Here is a 17,499-nt window from a genome sequence, read left to right on the forward strand (position 1 = left end):
AGGAAGAAGATGGCCCGACACTCGGATGGAAAGAACAACTACTCATTTGCACCGTGGGTCATCATTGTGGCCATCCTTGCAGTGCTGGCGCTGATTATTGGTGGCTTCTTCCTTTTCCGCGGTGGCAATTCGGATCCCACCGAGAACGTGGCTGCGGAAACACCCGCAGAATCCACGGCTGCGGCAGACTCCGAGAGCGAATCCCCCGCTCAAGCAACGGCGTCCGCGTCGGAGACGTCCACAGAAGCCACCTCGTCCACAAAGGCAGGAGAGTCTGAGGCCGAGTCCTCGTCAGCCACTCCCAGCTCCGAAGACAAACCTGCAGATGCAGTTGCTGAGGTTGCCCCGAATACGCTGTTCCTTCTTGATACCTCTGAAAACCTTGCGCCTTATTTCGAGGCGGTAAGCCAGGGTGTCGCCGATGCCGCGACGGCTGCCAGTGATGAGGGCAGCCAGGTGGGCCTGTGGAACTATTCCTCCCCCATTTCTGCTACGGCAACCGTGGGTTACCGTCCGAACGTGGCCTACGGACCCGCTGAGAACGTCGCGCAGGCAGTGGGGTTGTTCGGCACCGGTGGCGTGCCACAAACGCGCAGCGCAGTCGTTGCCGCGCTGGGAAACGCTTCTGACCAAGCTACCGAAAGCGGCAAGGATACCCGCGTTGTCCTGGTCACTACAGGAACCCAACAGGACATGGATGACGCCGCATTTGCAGAGGCCGTCAAGAACGCGCGTGCCGAGGGCGTGAGCTTGAGCGTGGTCCACGTCGGCAACGGTGAGAAGGATGCTGAGCTAGAAAAACTTGCTGATTCCTACAGCACTGTCTCAGATCCTTCAGATGCTATTGCGAACAAGAAGAGCATCACGGCCGCGGCTGGCGCACAGTAGTCAGTCAGGGACGTGGGCAGTCAGAAGCTAACGCGCGTGAATTCGCGCTGACCAACTTTCCCTTACAGCAAGTATGAAGCCGCCGAACCTTCCCAAGGCACTGACGTGAGCAGCAGTGCTGAGAAGGTGCGGCGGCGTTATTTTAAGAGAACAGTAAGCCTTAGGAGGACTTGCGCTTGCGGCGAGCAGCAAGCTCGTCGAGGCCCACGACCACGTCGGTCTCGTCTTCCTCAACGATGCGCTCAGCCGGGAAAGACGTAATGGTTCCGGACAGCTCCTTGAGGATGCCCGGCACTGCAATGCCAAAGACACCCTGGCCACCGGCGAGGAGGTCAATGACTTCGTCGTTGGAGCGGCACTCATACACCGTGGTGCCATCAGACACTAGGGTGAGCTCAGCTAGGTCATTCACGCCGCGGTCACGCAAAGACTCCACGGCGAGGCGGATATTCTGCAAGGAGATACCCGTATCCAGCAGGCGCTTGACAATCTTGAGGACGAGGACGTCCTTGAAGGAGTACAGACGCTGGGAGCCGGAGCCACGGGCAGTTCGGATAGAAGGCTTCACCAGATCGGTTCGCGCCCAGTAGTCCAGCTGGCGGTAGGTAATGCCGGCCACCTGGCACGCGATGGGCACGCGGTAGCCCAGCTCCTCATCCGGGCCAATATCGAACAGGGACTCTTGGACGTAGCTGCCACAGTCGTCGTAGTCCAGCGCAGCGCCGGTCTCAAGGTCCAGGGTTTCAGTGTGAAGGTCTTTACTGCTCACGTAATTACTCCAGTGATGTTTGAAGGGAGTTCTAGTTGTCTATTAAAGGGCACGCCGTCAACCACGTCAAGGGTACATCGGCGTGAACCTCTAGTAGAACTTTAGACTTTTTCTACCTCATTGTCATCATAAGTCACACGCGTGTCATTAAAAAGTTCGCGGACGTAAAGAAAAAGGCGCCCCCTCGAAGGGCGCCGTGGTGGTGTGTCTAATGTGAGAATCTAGTCTTCGTCGTCAGACTTGTCATCACCGAGCAAGTCTTCTTCGGAGATGCCGGAATCACGCATCATTTGTTCGAAGTCATCATCATCCTGGCTCTTCTGTTGAGCCAGTCTTTCCTGGAATTCCCGCACGCGCTTGTGCGGGAACGTCTCCGGTGAAGCAGCATCGCGCTCAAGGCCGTAGTACTCCTTCAGGTCCTCATCGCTGATGTAGATAGCTACCTCATCGAGCACGTCTTTCTCGAAAGTGATGGGAACCCCGTAGTGGTCTGCGAGGACGAGAGCATCACACATCCGGGCATCGTGCTCTTCTCCCCTGCCATCCACGAGATCCACCATGAAGGCACCTTTGCGGTACTCGGATACACAGATCTCATCAATACCGTCGAGCTCATCCGCAAAGGCGATAAGAAGTTCGTAGGTGCTCGGGCGAGCGTTAAAGTGGCGCTCCAACATCTGGAGAACACGCGCCCCGTCAATGGGTGACACCCAAACGGGCACGTGGCGGTCGGCTTCCTCCCAGTAAAACAGAGCGCAAAGATTGTTTTCGGGACCGACCGGATGGATACCTAGAAATTTCAATACTTCAGAATTCATGGTTTCCACTCTCCCACACTTTTGGCAATGGTAACTGTTGCACCACTTCGGATAGACGTGCCCGAGAGGAATCTACGGTAAAAATTCGTCGCGCAGCTCGGTCTTGACCAACGTGCTGTGCAAGGACAGGACGAGCGCTGCCATCTGCTGGGAAAGCTCTTCTGCTTGCTGCGGGGCGGTATCGGATTTAGAGTGCGCTACTGGCGAGGCAACTTGTGAAATAAGGTCAGCTTGCCGGCGAGCAGCATTGCGCAGGGACTTCAGCTGGCGAGCGTCGAAGCCAAAGGACTCCAGTGCCACGGCAGCTGAAGCAATCGATACATCGTCGGTATCGAAAAAGCCCGCCGAATCCGGCTTGATAAGCCCGACCGCAACGAGACCAGCAATCTCTTCCTGGGTGGTGCCAGCTTGGTCAGCCACGTCGGCGTCAGTAAGCCGATTGACCACCGGCGCGCGCAGCTGTCCAGCGCTGATAAGGGCCTCGGCCTGCGAAGACACAATCGCCGTAACCTGGCCGGAGTCCATTGCCTCCAGCTGTTCGCGGATGACCTTTAGCGGCGTGTAGTTATCGCGCTGCGCTGTCAGAATGTAGCGCAGGCGGTCTAGGTCCTTCTGGTAGTAGCGGCGGTAGCCTTTGGGCGTGCGCTCCGGGGTGATTAGACCCTCAGACTCAAGGAAGCGAATCTTTGACACCGTGACATCAGGGAACTGCTTTTGCAGGTGCTTCAGCGTCACACCGATAGACATCGGCTTCTGCTTGGCGGCCTTGGGCTTCCTAGCGGCAGTGGACGCTGCTGCGGCGGTGGAGTTCTGGACGCTCACGATGGGAACTACTTCTGCTTTCTACACGGTCTGGACATCACAGCGGTGGCGGGGAGAAAACTCCCTCAGCCCTCCGCTTGGTGTGGACTTACTTAGCGGCGATGAAGACCAGACGGAATTTACCAATCTGGATCTCGTCGCCCACCTCGAGCACCTGTGCGTTACGCGGCTCGCGGTTGACGTAGGTGCCGTTGAGCGATCCAACGTCCACAACCTCAAACTGGCCGTCCTGGGCGCGGAACTCAGCGTGGCGACGGGAGACGGTGACATCATCAAGGAAGATATCTGCCTCTGGGTGGCGGCCAGCGGTGGTTGTCGGCTGATCCAGCAGGAAACGCGCGCCAGCGTTAGGGCCACGCTTGACGACGAGCAGCGCCTGCCCCTCAGCTAGGTTCTCAGCACCAGCGACGGAAGCGTCAGAGCTTGCCGACGCACCGCTTTCCATCTCCTTGAGAAGATCGGCGCGGAAGACAGAAGTAGTCTCTGCCTGCGGTTCCGGCGTTCCGGTGTTCTCGCTCATTTTTACCTCCGAAGGGTCGGATCGATATTGACTAAATCCATAGTAGCGACTCCACTGCCCTCGCGAGCCACCACCAGAGAAATTATATTAACGGAAAATATTTCCGATGCCCTTGAGCACCGAGTTTCCGCCTCCTGCCAGTGGATTATCAGAAACCATGTAGGTCCACGTCGCACTCGGGCGGGAAAGACCGTGGTCCTCCAAATGGGCACCATCAGAATCGATCACCACAGTGTTGAACGTCTCAACAGCATCATCCACTGCGCGTTGGGCTAAGTCCTTGAACTCGCGAACGGCGATACGGTGATACTCATCGATGGGGGTTTCACGCGCAATGGCGCGCAGGTGGATGGACTCGCGAACATCGTCCATAAGCTCGAGGTGATCTGCCCAGGATAGATCCAGGTGGTAAAGCATAATCTCACGGGCGGCGCGCTCGCGGGCGTCTTGGGGGACGTCGGCAAGCTCGGCGGCCCGCTGCGGGGCGCGCTCGGCTAATTCTTCCCACGCTTGGGCGGTATCGAGTAGCTTGGCACGGCGCTCATCGATGATGATGCGCTGGTCTGCAAGCAGCTGATTGTACTTCCAGGTCTGCGCGTGAATCTCAAGCAGTTGCCCCTCGGTCACGCGCTGGCAGTGCGCCACGAAATCGCTCACCCGCTTGGACTCGATGCGGCCGTCAGCATCCGGGCGCGCGGAGAGGGACTCATCCTCTCCTCCCTGCTGGACCACATCATCCTCTAGGGAGACGAAGAACACGGACATTCCAGGATCGCCCTGGCGTCCAGCGCGGCCGCGCAACTGGTTATCCAAACGCGACGACCTGTGACGGGAAGTGCCCAGCACTGCCAGGCCGCCCTTCTCTACCACCGCATCGCGGTCAGCCTCATCAGCGCCACCCAGTTTGATGTCGGTACCACGACCAGCCATTTGGGTAGAGACGGTGACCCTCCCCACGTCACCGGCCTCAGCCACAATGCGAGCCTCATCCTCATCGTTTTTGGCATTGAGCACGCTGACCTCAATGCCGCGTTCCCTCAAAGCATCCGCAAGGTCCTCAGACTCGGCCACGTCGTGTGTGCCCACGAGCACCGGCTGCCCAGTGGCGTTGAGGGCAGCGATTTCTTCGACGATGGCCTTCGACTTGTCATCGATAGTCGCATAAATGCGGTCAGCTTCGTCGAAGCGCTGCAGCTCCTTATTGCGATCGATAACGGAGACATGCAGGTCGTAAAATTGGCGCAGCTGGTCAGTGGCCTCAACGGCTGTACCAGTCATGCCACACACCAAGGGGTAGCGCCGCATCAACTCCTGCAGGGTAATGGTGTCGAGGATGCGGCCCCCTTCAGAAACCTCAAGGCCTTCCTTCGCTTCCACGGCTGCTTGGAGGCCATCGGGCCAGCGCTGCAGGTCGGCAACGCGGCCCCGGGAGGCGTCGATAAGCTGCAGCTTGCCATCCGTAATGATGTAGTGAATATCACGGATAAGTAGAGCCTTTGCGTGCAAAGCCAAGTTGACCTTGACCAACACCGAGCCGATGTTCTCCTCGGAGTACAGCGAATCAATGCCTAATTCGCGCTCCACTCGCGCCGCGCCATCATCGGTAAGCGCCACCGTGCGCCCATCCTCCGCGATGACGTAATCCTGGTCTTCGCGCAGGCGGGACACCACATTGGTGATATGACCCGTGGACTCCTCACCCGGGCGATTGCCGGCAAGAACCAGCGGAACCAAGGCCTCATCCACCAGTACAGAGTCCGCTTCATCGACGAGCGCTACGTCGGCACGGGCCTGAACAGTCTGCTCGCGAGAGGTGATCTGATTATCACGCAACACATCAAAGCCCAACTCATTGACTGGGGCATAAATGATGTTAGCGCGGTAGGCCTGGCGCCGCTCATCAGGTGCCAGCTTTTCCGTCACGGAGGCCACCGTAAGGCCAAAGAACTCCACGAGCGGGCGCATCCACTCAGCGTCGCGCGCGGCCAGATAGTTGTTCACCGTGACCACGTGCACGCGTTTGCCGGTCAACGCGAAGCCGGTCGCTGCCATAGCACCGACCAGGGTCTTGCCTTCACCAGTCGCCATTTGGATGACATCGCCCTCTAGTAACCGGAGCACGGCCTGGGATTGCACGTTAAAGGGGCGCATGCCAAGCTTGCGTTCACTCGCTACGGCGAGGGCTGCGAGGAACTGCGACTTGTCCGCGATCGCGCCGTCTTTGACGCAGGAGCGAGCAGTGGCGGCCACTGAGACGTCGTCAAGCGCCGCAACATCCTCCACCGCTGAATCTGCAGCCGCCACCACAGCCTTGGACTTCTTGTTGTTGCGTTCGGACTGCGCGCCCATCGCCTTCCAGAACCAATCGAATGCGCCCATGTGCACTCCTTACCTTTCTGAGCGGCCTTACTCGTCTTCTGTCGACTCTAGTCAACCCCGGTTCGCAGCCTCACACTTGCCCTTATATCCTTATTGGCATGCAATCCGTGAACGTGACGCTCCCCTCCAGCACCGGCACCGCGATGGCCGGAACTATCGATTTCCCTGACACCCCACCGCAAGCATTCGCCATCTTCGCGCACTGCTTTGCCGGCTCCCGCCACACACCGGGTGCTGCCCGCGTGAGCAAGCAGCTCACCAACTTCGGCATCGCCACCCTGCGCTTTGATTTCCCTGGTCTGGGCCAGTCGGAAGGAAACTTTGGGGAGACCAACTTCAGCCAAAACGTTGCGGATATTCAGGCTGCCGCTGAATGGCTGAGCCAAAACTACTCTGCCCCGCAGCTACTCATGGGCCACTCGCTGGGCGGTGCAGCTTCCCTCGCTGCGGCTAACGGCATTCGTTCCCTCAAAGCTGTGGCTACCATTGGTGCGCCGTTTGACCCAGCACACTCCGTTCTCCATTACGCCGACAAGATTGGTGAGGTCGACGCCAACGGCGAGGTTGAAGTCACGCTAGGCGGTCGCGCGCTGACGATTTCCCGCCACTTCCTCGAGGATCTGGCTGAGACCAATCCGGAGACCTACCTGCCGCGCCTGCGCAAGCCGCTGCTTCTGTTGCACTCCCCGATTGATCAGACCGTGGGCATCGATAACGCCCAGAATATCTTCCTGACCACCCGTTACCCCAAGTCCCTTGTGGCCTTGGATAAGGCAGACCACCTCGTGACCAAACAGGGTGCTGCTGCGCGCGCAGCGGATCTCATTGGCGCTTGGGCTGAACAGTATATTGTTCCGGAAAACCTCCCGGAGCCCGTCGACGCTGCGACCGCCGTCGCCATCCCGGCGGTGGGCTCGCGCATGGGAGTCGTCGTGCGCAGCAACGAGCACACCGTTACTGCTGACCGCACGAAGAAGGACGGCGGCAAAGGCCAAGGCTTTACGGCTGAAGGCCTGCTCATGTCGGCCCTCGCCACCGCTACCACCCAAACGCTGAAGGCTGCGGGTAAGGAACACAAGGTGGATTCCACGGCTGTGGATGCTATCAGCGTTACCGTCACACAGGACTCCGAGTCCTCGTTTACACGCACCATTTCGCTTCCGGATTCCTTGAGCGCTGCGCAACGCACCGCGCTTGTCGACGCCTCCATGGCCACCCCCATCGACACCCTCCTCAATGCCACCGTCACGACCACCATCGTGACGAACGAGGCCATGAATTCCTAGGCACCAGACATGATCGTTCTCAACCCCCTCGACTCTGGTGCCCGGTGCCCCTGTGGCACGGGTTTAACCTTCGGTGAATGTTGCTCGCGCTACCACGCGGGTACACCTGCGCCCTCGGCGGAGGCTCTTATGCGCTCCCGGTTTAGCGCTTTCGTCACCGGCGACGAAGACTACCTATTGCGCACCTGGGATCCTGAAACCCGCCCCGAGCGCCTAGAGCTGGCCGATACCGGCATTCGCTTCTACCGCCTCGACATTATCGACACCGTTGCCGGTGGCCCCCTCGATGACTCCGGCATCGTCGAATTCGAGGCCTTCTACAAAGGTGCTGCTAAAGGTTCCCAGCGCGAGCGTTCCTCTTTCCGCCGACAAGGCGGGCAGTGGGTTTACTCCTCCGGCGAATTCTAGGACAGATCCACGCGCCACTCAGGCCACACCTTGCACAGCGGGGTCACCAAAAAGCGGCGTGAACAGCAATTTGTCGAAGCGAATACCGCTGGTGTAATCTGAAGCAGTTGCACCAAGCGTGCAACGGCGGACTATGGCGCAGTTTGGTAGCGCACTACACTGGGGGTGTAGGGGTCGCAGGTTCAAATCCTGTTAGTCCGACAGCTTTCCGGCTGGTCAGAGAAGTTCTGACCAGCTTTCTTCGTTTTACCGTTCTTTCGCGCGAGTGTCATAGTCCACGAGCCCGTCGACGAGGTGAACTCGGCGGGGACTCGAGGATGCAATGTCCTCATCGTGAGTGACCATGACAATCGTCGTGCCCGCAGCATTGATATCACGGAAGATGTCCATCACTTGGCGGCTATTCTCACTGTCCAAAGCACCCGTGGGCTCATCAGCGAAGATGATACGCGGTTCATTGATCAACGCGCGGCAGATGCCGACTCGTTGGAGTTGGCCTCCCGAGGCTTCGGTGATGTCGCGGCGCGCTAGGGATGCTACACCCAAGTTCTGCATGAGTTCGTGCGCGCGTTCCACGAGCTCATCCCGCGGCGCAAGGCCGGCAAGGAAGGCCGGGAAAACGATGTTGTCGAGCACGTTGAGGTTAGTGAGCAGGTGGATCTGTTGGAAGACAAAGCCCATGTGGGTCAGTCGCAGTCGCGCCAATTCCTTCTGGCTGAGCTGGGTGAGGTCTTCGCCGCAGAGTGTCACGTGCCCCGAGGTAACGCTATCCATTCCACTGAGCGCATAAAGCAGCGTGGATTTTCCTGACCCAGAAGGCCCGGTAATGGCCACCATGTCCCCGGCAGCAATGTCGACGCTAATTCCGTGAAGCACGGTGTTATCGCCGAAAGCCTTGGTTACGTTGCGGGCGGACAGAATGGTTGTCATTGCGCAGTCACCTCCGTGATATGGGTACGGCTGATGGAGCGGCTACCCAGCCAGGTGGCAGCGGCAACCGAAAGAGAAAGAACGAGGGGAACAAGTCCATAAACCAACCAGGGATTAACCATGAGCTGAATCTGGCTGCCTCCTTGGCCGGCCGCCTCCATCCCGCCGAAGATGAGTTCCATTCCGAGGTTGAACACACCTTCCCCGGCAATGAGGGCTAATACCATTCCTACCGGAACCGCGCACGCCAGCACGGAAAGAGTCCGAGTGAGGTACTGGGCGCGGATGCCGTCGTCGGTGTTGCCCAGCGCACGCTGAATGGCAATCGGCGTGGAGTCAGTAGCAATAAGCATACGTACGAACATCAGCGTGATTAGAGCGGCAAGCAGGGCCGCTGTGGCTAGGATAATAAGAGCTACCGTACGCAGGGAGCGTGCTACGGGTCCAAAGGTTTGCTCTGCAATGGTTTCCAAGGCGACGGGGTTAGCCTTGGGCCAACGGTGAGACCACTCCTCTAGGACGTCCTCAGGCGCAACGCCAGGTTGAAGATCAACCAACACCGTATACCACGTAACATCTTCGGGCTCGGGATCCAACAGCGCCTTGGCAGTCTTACCGCCGTTGGTGATGTCCTGGTAAGAACCGACGATGGTCAGTGGTTTGAGTTCACCCTGTACATCAACGGGAATCTTCTCCCCCACCTCATATCCGGTTGCGCTCAAGGACATCAAAGGCAGAGCGATTTCGTTAGGGGTTCGGGGTGCATGGCCCTCGACATAGGCGGTGGGCATGGTGTCGTGGTCGCCGCTGACAATGTTCATGCTGATACGTTCTCCGGAAGCCGCAAGCACATCGTGACGAGACGTTCTGGTGAGGACGTGTTGAGCCACGGAATCTGACTCTTGGAGGGTGGCATCAATGTCGTGAGCAATGTCCGCATCCGCAAGCGATTCCGCTCGCCAGCCCATGTACACGTCTGCCTGCGCGATACCCATATAGATGCTAAACCGCGGATCATTGGCTGTGTTGGCTGCAGCGGTGGGCACAATGACGATGAAGGTAGAAATCACCAGAACGCAGAAGAGAAGGACGTGCGCGCTCAATCCACGCAGCAGCGCGATAAAGCCCAGACGAATATTGGTCGGTGTCCGCTTCGCCGTAGCGAGGCGGAGGCGCGGTCCCCTGCCAACCTCCTGTGTGCCTCCAGTTCGGAGAGCCTCTACGGCGCTCGTGCGCCCCACCCTGCGCAACATGACGAGGACAAACAGAACGGTAAGAACAAACATCAGCAGCGCGCCACACATCGCGCCGGCCACGCCCGCGCCACCATGCTGCACGCCTTGGTAGGCAGATAACCGCTGAGTCATCAGGGGTAACAATCCTAGACCAAGTGCCAACCCCACTACGGCAGCGGCGGCAGCTAGCGCAGCGTATTTCACCAAATACAGCCGCCGGATCCGGCTTGTGGGGACGCCAATGGCACTGAGCACGCCAATCTCCTTGGCGTCGTGGCGCAACGTTGTCAAGAACGACAAGCGCAGAACGAGCAGCCCCACGATGAGAAGAAGCAGCGACGCCAAGATAATCGCTCCGGCACTAAACCCCTCGCCTACTGCAATAAACATACGGAAGGTAGCACGGTCCACCGTAGGGCCATTAGTCGGCAATCCAGCATCCATGTATGCGGTGCTCACAGTTGGGATCTGGGTGTCCGGATCCTGTACCCAGAACTCGATGAGGTACTCTCGCGTGCCGTAGTTACGAGCGATATCCATAAAATCCGCGTCGTTGACCGCGATACGCTTGGAACCGGCAATCGGTGGATTCATGATTGAATCCCTCGTGAAACCTACAACCGTCAAGGATCGCGCGCTGGGCCCGGTGCCGATCTCCACAACGTCCCCTACCTGCAGGGAACCCTCAATTTTGTACATGATCGGCATGATGACGGTACCGGGCTCTACGGCGTCAATGGGCTGGTTGTCCTCATTGAGCAAGAGATCCCCGCTCTTTGGTGGAACAACGAGTGAGTTCTGTTGGACGTTATCGCGTTGGTCCACACCGGCGAAGACAAGGTCGGAGCTGTTGAGTGTCAACAGTTCAACGACTTGGTGGTCGGTGACATTCGGGTTGTCCTGGGAAAACCTGTCAATGCTGTGCTTATCGACGTCCCCCGCATGCATCTGCACGAGGTGTGGTGCCCGCGCTTGGTCAAGCAACGCATCGGCTGCCCCGCCCAATTGAGCGATGAGGCCGGCACTTGCTGTCGCCAGCGCGACCGAAACCGCCATGAGAGCCGCAACTGCAAAAGTCAACACCGCATTTCGGCGGACATCGTTGCGAAGCATTCGGCCAAACATGGGGTGGATCACCTCACCGTCGAAAGACAGCCTTACCCTGTAAGGTCGAGTTTACTTCAGCACGCCTCCCACGTACGGATTGTGCGCCATGATGTCCCCCACGAAATCCTCCGCTTTCCGCACTACCTCCCAAGTACGCACATGGTGCAAAGATTCCACCGCCAAGAAGGGCCGCGAGGAAGAAAGAGCTAACCATAGAGGACATATCAGCGTCATTGCCTTCCACGCCATCGGCTCCGCCGACAGGAGCCTCACAAGGCTCGGCAGTGGGCTCGCCGGAAGCGGACGGCTCGGAAAGGTTGTCGTTCTGGGTAGCTCTTATGAATGGTGCGGTCCCTCGTCCCTCATCGCCCTTGGACCTACGCTGGCGAACCGATGCTATCGGGGACTGTGATGTTAAGGCCAACACGACACTGGTCAACCACCATGCCGAAATAACCTCCCCCACTCTCGAGCTGCCCACATAGGTCTGGATTTCGAGCCTACCGCTGAAAACCGACCTGTAGAACTCGAGGGAATCGTGGTCGTTGCGATGGAAAGCAAAGCACGGTGTGCTCTTTACTCTTATGCCGCGACGATGCCCCCGTGTCAGCACAACCGTCGATCAACAAGCCCACGAAAAGAGCAAGGCCACACCTCCTGGCTAAGAGCCGGGGATGTGGCCTCAAACTATCTGCGTAAGCTATCTGGGCTACACCGCAGAAAGCCTCCTCAACTAGCGGTTAGCGCGCCACGGGATGCCTTCCTTGGGCAGGTAGCCCAGGAGGTAGAGGTAGTCCATCGCGCCCAAGACAGACACGATGAGACCGCCACCAAGGATTGCAGCGAGGAAGGAGTAACCCACCATCGAGGACGTATCGACGTCCTTGCCATCCTTTCCGTCTTTGCCGTCTACACCGTCACGACCATTCAGGCCGTTGAGACCATCGCGGCCATCTTGTCCGTCCACTCCATCACGACCAGGTGCACCGGGGGCACCGGGCGCACCGTTCATGCCGTTGGAGCCATCACGGCCGTCTTTGCCGTCGCGGCCGTTCTTGCCGTCAATGCCATCTTTGCCGTCGCGGCCTGGCTCGCCGTCTTTACCGTCAATGCCGTCCTTGCCGTCGCGGCCGTTCTTGCCGTCAATGCCGTCCTTGCCGTCAATGCCGTCCTTGCCGTCGCGGCCTGGCTCGCCGTCTTTACCGTCAATGCCGTCCTTGCCGTCGCGGCCTGGCTCGCCGTCTTTACCGTCAACGCCGTCCTTGCCGTCAGTGCCCGTCTCAGGAGTTTCAGAGGGCTTGATCTCGTCGCTAGGCTTAGTCTCGTCGCTAGGCTTAGTCTCGTCGCTGGGCTTGGTCTCATCGCTGTTGACCTTCTTGCCGTTCAGCATGTCAGCGCACTTCTGGCCGGCAGGTGCGTTGACGGCTGCAAGCGCGGAGGCCGAAGTGGAAATACCCCCAAGAGTCTTTTCAATCTCAGCACGCTGGGCGTCGGAAAGCTTCAAGTCCTTTGCAGCGCTAGCACCTGGGAAGAGACCTGCGATGGTGACCGCGGCATTGAAAATCTTAAGGACTACAGACACGCCCTGACCAAAGGCACCATCGGCAAATTTGATGAGGTTAGAAACTGTCTTCTTGGCTGCGTCAGGGTTCTTGAGATCAACCTCCGCGTCTGCGTTGTCAATCCGTCCGATCGCCATGCCCTGAGCGCGAGCCAGGTCCCACGTTACGGACTTATCCGCTTCGCCCTCGCGGACGAGCTTCTCAATCTTTTCCCACGAGCTGGCACCGATCTTCTTGATGAAATCTGCGGGTACGAGGTCCCCTACCACTGGGATGACCTCCCAGACGGTCTGCAAAAGCTTATTGCCGCCATCATAGAAAGCCTTGGCAAGGTCGAGCTTGCGCTCCAGCAGTTGACCTTCCTTGCCCGGCGCATCCGAGATCTCACACACCAGCTTGCCGTTCTTTTCCACGGCGGTCACGGTCACGTCAGTCGTCGTAGCCTTGGTGGTCTTCAGCTCATCGAGAGTGGATGGCTTCGCATCGTCAGCGCCGTAGAAACCAAATTCGTTGCCGCGGGACTCCCGCTCAATCTCATCGATAGCGTTGTCGCCGGCATTGTCAGAATCAATCAGGTTGCCGTCTTCGTCAAAGGTGGTGCCGTTGACATCCACCGTGTCAGACCCCGACTGCTCATGAACGAAGGCGGAATCTTCAGGCGCTTCTACTGCAAGTGCCTGAGGTGCAACGATGACGGACGAGGAGGTAGCTACAGCCACCGCGGTGGCAACAATGCGGGAGGAAATAGGGCGCATGGTGATTCTTTCTTAAGCCTAAATGAAGAACAACTTACCGCTATCGAATTGCGCGACAAGTTTCGGACGAGGCCACAGTACCGCCGTGCAGAAATGATTTCTACACTTAATTAACTATTGCCCCCTTTTTGGGATCCCAACCCCATTGAACATAACGCCAGTTCACAGCGTATACATTCAGAATGTCGATACACATATGCCTACGACATTTATCATCCCCACGTGGGCACCTTTCGATAAATCGTGCGGTTCCCTAGGTCAGCGCCAAGGCCTATCGGCAAAAAATATTCCCTGCCTTTCCTGAGAGAAAGGCAGGGAACCGTGATGCACATAACAACATCACGCGTAGGCCTAGGCCCAACGGCTACTTCGCAACACCAAGGCTGCGCATGACACCGCCAAGCTCAATATCCATGTAGTGCGTAAGAATCTCGAAGATAAAGTCCGTGGAGTACCCACGCAGTGGCCCCTTGGCACTCAACATGGCCAAACCATGAGCACCTGCCCAGACAGAAATCACGAGAGTGAAGAGAACCCACGGTGCGCGTGGACCATCAACTTCATCGATAGCTTCCCGCACTAGGGACATGATGAAACCGAAAGCCTGACCAAATTCACTGAAGTCACGCTGGACTTCCGCAGCCTTGTTGGCGTTCGGCAGGAAGTCATCCTCGAAGGACATCGGGACGATGGGTCCGGAAGCAATTTTGATGAGCGCCTCGAAGCCGAGCGGATCAGCCAGAGCATGAGACACATAGCCATAGCCAGTCGCCTTAATCTTGGATACCGCGCCGGACCCCTCTGGCACCGCAGTTACCTGACGGAAAATAAACTCGTAGTTAATCTTGTCCAGGTATCGCTCCAGGTAGCTTGCCAATTCCTGGTCGCTTTCAATGAGGTGCTCCGCCTCTTGGACAGTCAGCCCGGCACGAGTCGCGGCACCACCAATATGGAGACCAGTAACACCATGGTCAAGAGACTCTTCGATGGCCCCTCGAAGAAGTGCCGTGCGCTTCTCCTCTTCCGTGTCGCGCGGGAAATCAACGGCCTTAGTCAGCAAAGGCTCAGGCTGCTCACCCACCAAACCGAATGGCGCGGTGTGCTCAACGCGCTCACCTCGGAAGAATGGGATAAGCCCCACACTCAAAGTGTCCATAACGCCGCCAAAGGTCTGCTTCTTTGCAGCGGGCGACAGATAGCGAAGGATACCTTCGGCGGCCAACTGGGTTACGCCGTGTAGGTGCGAGAAGATAGCCAATGCGGAAAGCATCGTGCCACGGGCATCAGTAGTGCCTCCAGCTTCCTTGATGGCATCACGAGTTAAATTGAAGAGAAGCTCTAGAATAGGGCACGTATCTGCGCTGCCGCCCTGCTCAGAGAAAACCTCAGCGGTCAGGCCTTCACGCGGGGATGCCTGCACCGCCGTGAAGGCGGCGAAAGAGGTGGGGTCCTCCACAGCAAAGGAGAAGTAGGACATCGCTGCGGCCCGTAGTTTATCCACTGCGGTGGCATTCTCTGGGAGGCGCTTAAAGTGCAGATCCACCACGGACAGAAGGGCCTGGTTCAAAGTCTCTTTGGTTTCCTCGACCAGTTCGGCGTCACTTGCGAATTGCTCCTGAGCTTCCGCTAGGGGCACATCGACTTGGTCGGCAACATCACGCAGGCGAACTGCGTCCATACCGGCTTTAGCGATAACTCGACCGGCTTGTTCAATGAGGAGTTGCCGTGAGGGCTGGTTGCCCTTTTCCGCACCTACTGAAGTAATCACGGATATAAGCCTACCCAGTAGCACCGTCGTTTTAGTTTCACGCGATACAACTTAACATTTATTAATGTTACACTCAGCTTTAAGTTCAGGATATGGAAATCATTTTCTCACATAGTGGACATGTAATATTCATCATAGTGGATAGAAAAAGAGTCCGAGCCCACATGAATGGGCCCGGACTCTCCTGCGCTGTGCCGCTTACCAAGCATGCCCACAATAGGGGCACCACTCAGAAAAGCGGCGCAGAAACCTAATTACTTCTGGTCGTTCTGCTCCGCCTGGTTGCCCTCAGCACCCTGGTTGCCAATGCGCTCATCCAGCTGGTCGCGTGCGGAGTCAATCTTGTCAGCCTTATCCTCGCCCAGCTTGCCCTTTGCGAGGTCAGCGCCCTTATCCAGTGCAGAGTCAGAAACCTGCTCGCCCTTATCGGAGTTCAGCGCATCCTTAGCCTTGTCGAAGATACCCATGTCGTATCATCCCTTCTGTCTAATTACATCTCTAATTCACTGCGGCCGCAGCAAGTGGCTGAGACTCTCCTTTAATTACTGCAGGACAGTGCCGGCAACGGAAATGTTTCCTGTTTCTCGACACCTCAGTAAGGAGCAGCCGTCAACTTCTGCTCGCGACCACGCCCCCCACGGTACCGATGACTTTCAAACTTTGCCACGTAATTTATAAATGCGCTTTCGGCTTGCGCCCGTCCTCCAATGCCGGTAGACCTAGCTGAGATTCTTAAGCTTCTTAACGAAAGTTTACCCCCCTTCGTCACCCCTTTTCGTTCAACAACTTGCGGTGAGCTATTACATCTCAGCTACAGGCCCCTGTACCCTAATTTCAGCACTGCCCCACGGATGCAACATCTAGGTCCGGCGCTGCATTATCCAGGCTCGACAGCTCCGGGCGTGGCGCAGGATATGCGGGCGTGCATGCATTCCTCATCTCGGTTTTCATAAGAATTTTTTCAGCACTATGTCTTCACCTAGTTCCTCACCCTCAAACCCCGAATCCTTCTTCGGACTCACATGGCCGGGCAAAGATGAGGCTGCTGCCCAAGCGCACGGAGAAGCTCGGGTTAAAAGGGACGTCGTCAAAGGCACTGGCTCAAGTCCGAATTCTGTCACCGTTGCCGATAACCTTGATGCTCTCAAGGACTATATTGCTCGCAGTGTTCAGACAGACGTTATCTATATCGATCCTCCCTACAACACTGGCAAGGACTTCGTCTACCGTGACAACTTTCGCCAGCGCCGTGACATGCGCTCAGAGCATTTCGGCCAATGGCATTCAGAATGGCTGTCCATGATGCTGCCTAGGCTCATCTTGGCACGGGACGTACTGTCGAAGAACGGTTTCATTTTCGTCTCTATTGGTGAATCCGAAGTGGCTCATCTCCGGCTCCTCATGGATGAGGTTTTTGGCGAGGATTGCTTTGCTGGCCAGCTCATCTGGAAGAAGGGCGGAACCGGCAAGAATGACTCCAAGTACGCCATCGTCGAGCACGAGTATGTGCTGTGCTACGCCAAATCTGCATCCAATCCAGGATTCAATCTTGATGCGCAGGCACAAACCACAACACGGTATAACCACACTGATGAACGAGGGAATTACTCACTAGTACGCCTCGATTCCAAGACCCTAGGCTATCTTCCGTCTCTAGACTTCCCCATTACCGGCCCCGATGGCCGCGACTATTGGCCCCACCAACCGGAGGGCAAAAGTGAGGTTGCCCGCTGGCGCTGGGGCAGGGAGAAGGTAGCAGAACAATATGACGAGCTAGTTTTTCGTCGCGGATTCGTCTACACCAAAAATTATGAAAAGAAGGGCGCTCGTCCACGGTCCATCCTTGATGGCGAGCGCTTCGGTGTTACCCGCACCGGGCGCAAGGACGCCGAAGAGGCACTTGGCGTTCAAGGAACCTTCGATTTTCCCAAACCCGTACGACTTATCAAGCACCTCATCGCCATTGCTGGTGGTCCCGACGCCGTAGTCCTCGACTTCTTCGCTGGTTCAGGGACCACGGCCCAAGCCGTGGCTGAGCTCAATCGAGACGACGGCGGCCATCGCAGCGTCCACCTCGTTCAGATTGCGCAGCCAACGGAAGCTTCGAGCGCCGCTCGGCGTGCTGGCTTCGACACAGTGGCAGATATCTGTCTAGCCCGTGTAGAAGCATTGGAGGGCCTCGAGTTCGACCACATTCGGCTTGTCCCTGACGAACTCTGAAAGACTGCTAGCCTCGGCTCTCCTTGCTAGAT

14 protein-coding genes and 1 tRNA gene are annotated in these 17,499 nt (G+C 57.5%); 5 read left to right on the forward strand and 10 right to left on the reverse strand.

What is annotated here, in order from left to right:
- Window positions 1–9: 9 nt before the first annotated feature.
- A complete protein-coding gene (locus NX84_RS07490) occupies window positions 10–888 on the forward strand; it encodes a VWA domain-containing protein (RefSeq protein WP_039675431.1) in 879 nt (292 codons plus the stop codon).
- 160 nt (window positions 889–1,048) lie between these two features.
- Here the strand turns inward: NX84_RS07490 and NX84_RS07495 are convergent, their stop codons facing one another.
- The 5 genes from NX84_RS07495 to secA2 all read right to left on the reverse strand — a co-directional run bounded on the left by NX84_RS07495 (window position 1,049) and on the right by secA2 (window position 6,196).
- Window positions 1,049–1,603 (reverse strand): MerR family transcriptional regulator, encoded by a 555-nt coding sequence (locus NX84_RS07495; RefSeq protein WP_111689417.1) that lies wholly within the window; start codon window positions 1,601–1,603, stop codon window positions 1,049–1,051.
- 275 nt (window positions 1,604–1,878) lie between these two features.
- A complete protein-coding gene (locus tag NX84_RS07500) occupies window positions 1,879–2,475 on the reverse strand; it encodes a bifunctional nuclease family protein (RefSeq protein WP_039675538.1) in 597 nt (198 codons plus the stop codon).
- Between the two features lie 72 nt (window positions 2,476–2,547).
- On the reverse strand, window positions 2,548–3,297 hold the full coding sequence (ftsR, locus tag NX84_RS07505; protein ID WP_039675436.1) for a transcriptional regulator FtsR: 750 nt from the start codon (window positions 3,295–3,297) through the stop codon (window positions 2,548–2,550).
- Window positions 3,298–3,385: 88 nt separating this feature from the next.
- Window positions 3,386–3,817 (reverse strand): oxoglutarate dehydrogenase inhibitor Odhl, encoded by a 432-nt coding sequence (gene odhI / locus NX84_RS07510; RefSeq protein WP_039675438.1) that lies wholly within the window; start codon window positions 3,815–3,817, stop codon window positions 3,386–3,388.
- An 87-nt stretch (window positions 3,818–3,904) separates the two neighbouring features.
- Window positions 3,905–6,196, reverse strand: a complete 2,292-nt coding sequence (gene secA2 / locus NX84_RS07515; protein ID WP_039675441.1) for an accessory Sec system translocase SecA2 — start codon at window positions 6,194–6,196, stop codon at window positions 3,905–3,907.
- 98 nt (window positions 6,197–6,294) lie between these two features.
- On the opposite strand from secA2, the gene NX84_RS07520 reads away from it, so the two are divergent.
- From NX84_RS07520 to NX84_RS07530, 3 genes are all read left to right on the forward strand, one after another.
- Window positions 6,295–7,482 (forward strand): bifunctional alpha/beta hydrolase/OsmC family protein, encoded by a 1,188-nt coding sequence (locus NX84_RS07520; protein WP_174519848.1) that lies wholly within the window; start codon window positions 6,295–6,297, stop codon window positions 7,480–7,482.
- Window positions 7,483–7,491: 9 nt separating this feature from the next.
- A complete protein-coding gene (locus NX84_RS07525) occupies window positions 7,492–7,890 on the forward strand; it encodes a YchJ family protein (protein WP_039675443.1) in 399 nt (132 codons plus the stop codon).
- 127 nt (window positions 7,891–8,017) lie between these two features.
- A tRNA-Pro gene (locus NX84_RS07530) sits at window positions 8,018–8,091 on the forward strand.
- 45 nt (window positions 8,092–8,136) lie between these two features.
- Here NX84_RS07530 and NX84_RS07535 read toward each other — a convergent pair.
- The 5 genes from NX84_RS07535 to NX84_RS07555 all read right to left on the reverse strand — a co-directional run bounded on the left by NX84_RS07535 (window position 8,137) and on the right by NX84_RS07555 (window position 15,714).
- On the reverse strand, window positions 8,137–8,820 hold the full coding sequence (locus tag NX84_RS07535) for an ABC transporter ATP-binding protein (protein WP_052319706.1): 684 nt from the start codon (window positions 8,818–8,820) through the stop codon (window positions 8,137–8,139).
- Window positions 8,817–11,168: an FtsX-like permease family protein gene (locus NX84_RS07540; RefSeq protein WP_169744706.1), complete on the reverse strand. Its 2,352-nt coding sequence runs from the start codon at window positions 11,166–11,168 to the stop codon at window positions 8,817–8,819. Before NX84_RS07540 ends, NX84_RS07535 begins: the two co-directional genes overlap by 4 nt.
- A 727-nt stretch (window positions 11,169–11,895) precedes the next feature.
- The gene (locus NX84_RS07545) at window positions 11,896–13,479 is read right to left on the reverse strand and encodes a collagen-like protein (RefSeq protein ID WP_039675447.1); all 1,584 of its coding nucleotides are present in this window, start codon (window positions 13,477–13,479) and stop codon (window positions 11,896–11,898) included.
- A 364-nt stretch (window positions 13,480–13,843) separates the two neighbouring features.
- Complete coding sequence (locus tag NX84_RS07550) at window positions 13,844–15,247, reverse strand: WHG domain-containing protein (RefSeq protein WP_039675449.1); 1,404 nt, start codon at window positions 15,245–15,247, stop codon at window positions 13,844–13,846.
- A gap of 254 nt (window positions 15,248–15,501) precedes the next feature.
- Window positions 15,502–15,714: an antitoxin gene (locus NX84_RS07555; protein ID WP_039675451.1), complete on the reverse strand. Its 213-nt coding sequence runs from the start codon at window positions 15,712–15,714 to the stop codon at window positions 15,502–15,504.
- A gap of 502 nt (window positions 15,715–16,216) precedes the next feature.
- Between NX84_RS07555 and NX84_RS07560 the strand changes: the two genes are divergently transcribed.
- A complete protein-coding gene (locus tag NX84_RS07560; RefSeq protein WP_052319707.1) occupies window positions 16,217–17,467 on the forward strand; it encodes a site-specific DNA-methyltransferase in 1,251 nt (416 codons plus the stop codon).
- The last annotated feature ends 32 nt before the right edge of the window (window positions 17,468–17,499 follow it).

It is taken from the genome of Corynebacterium minutissimum (assembly GCF_000805675.1).
GTDB lineage: Bacteria > Actinomycetota > Actinomycetes > Mycobacteriales > Mycobacteriaceae > Corynebacterium > Corynebacterium minutissimum.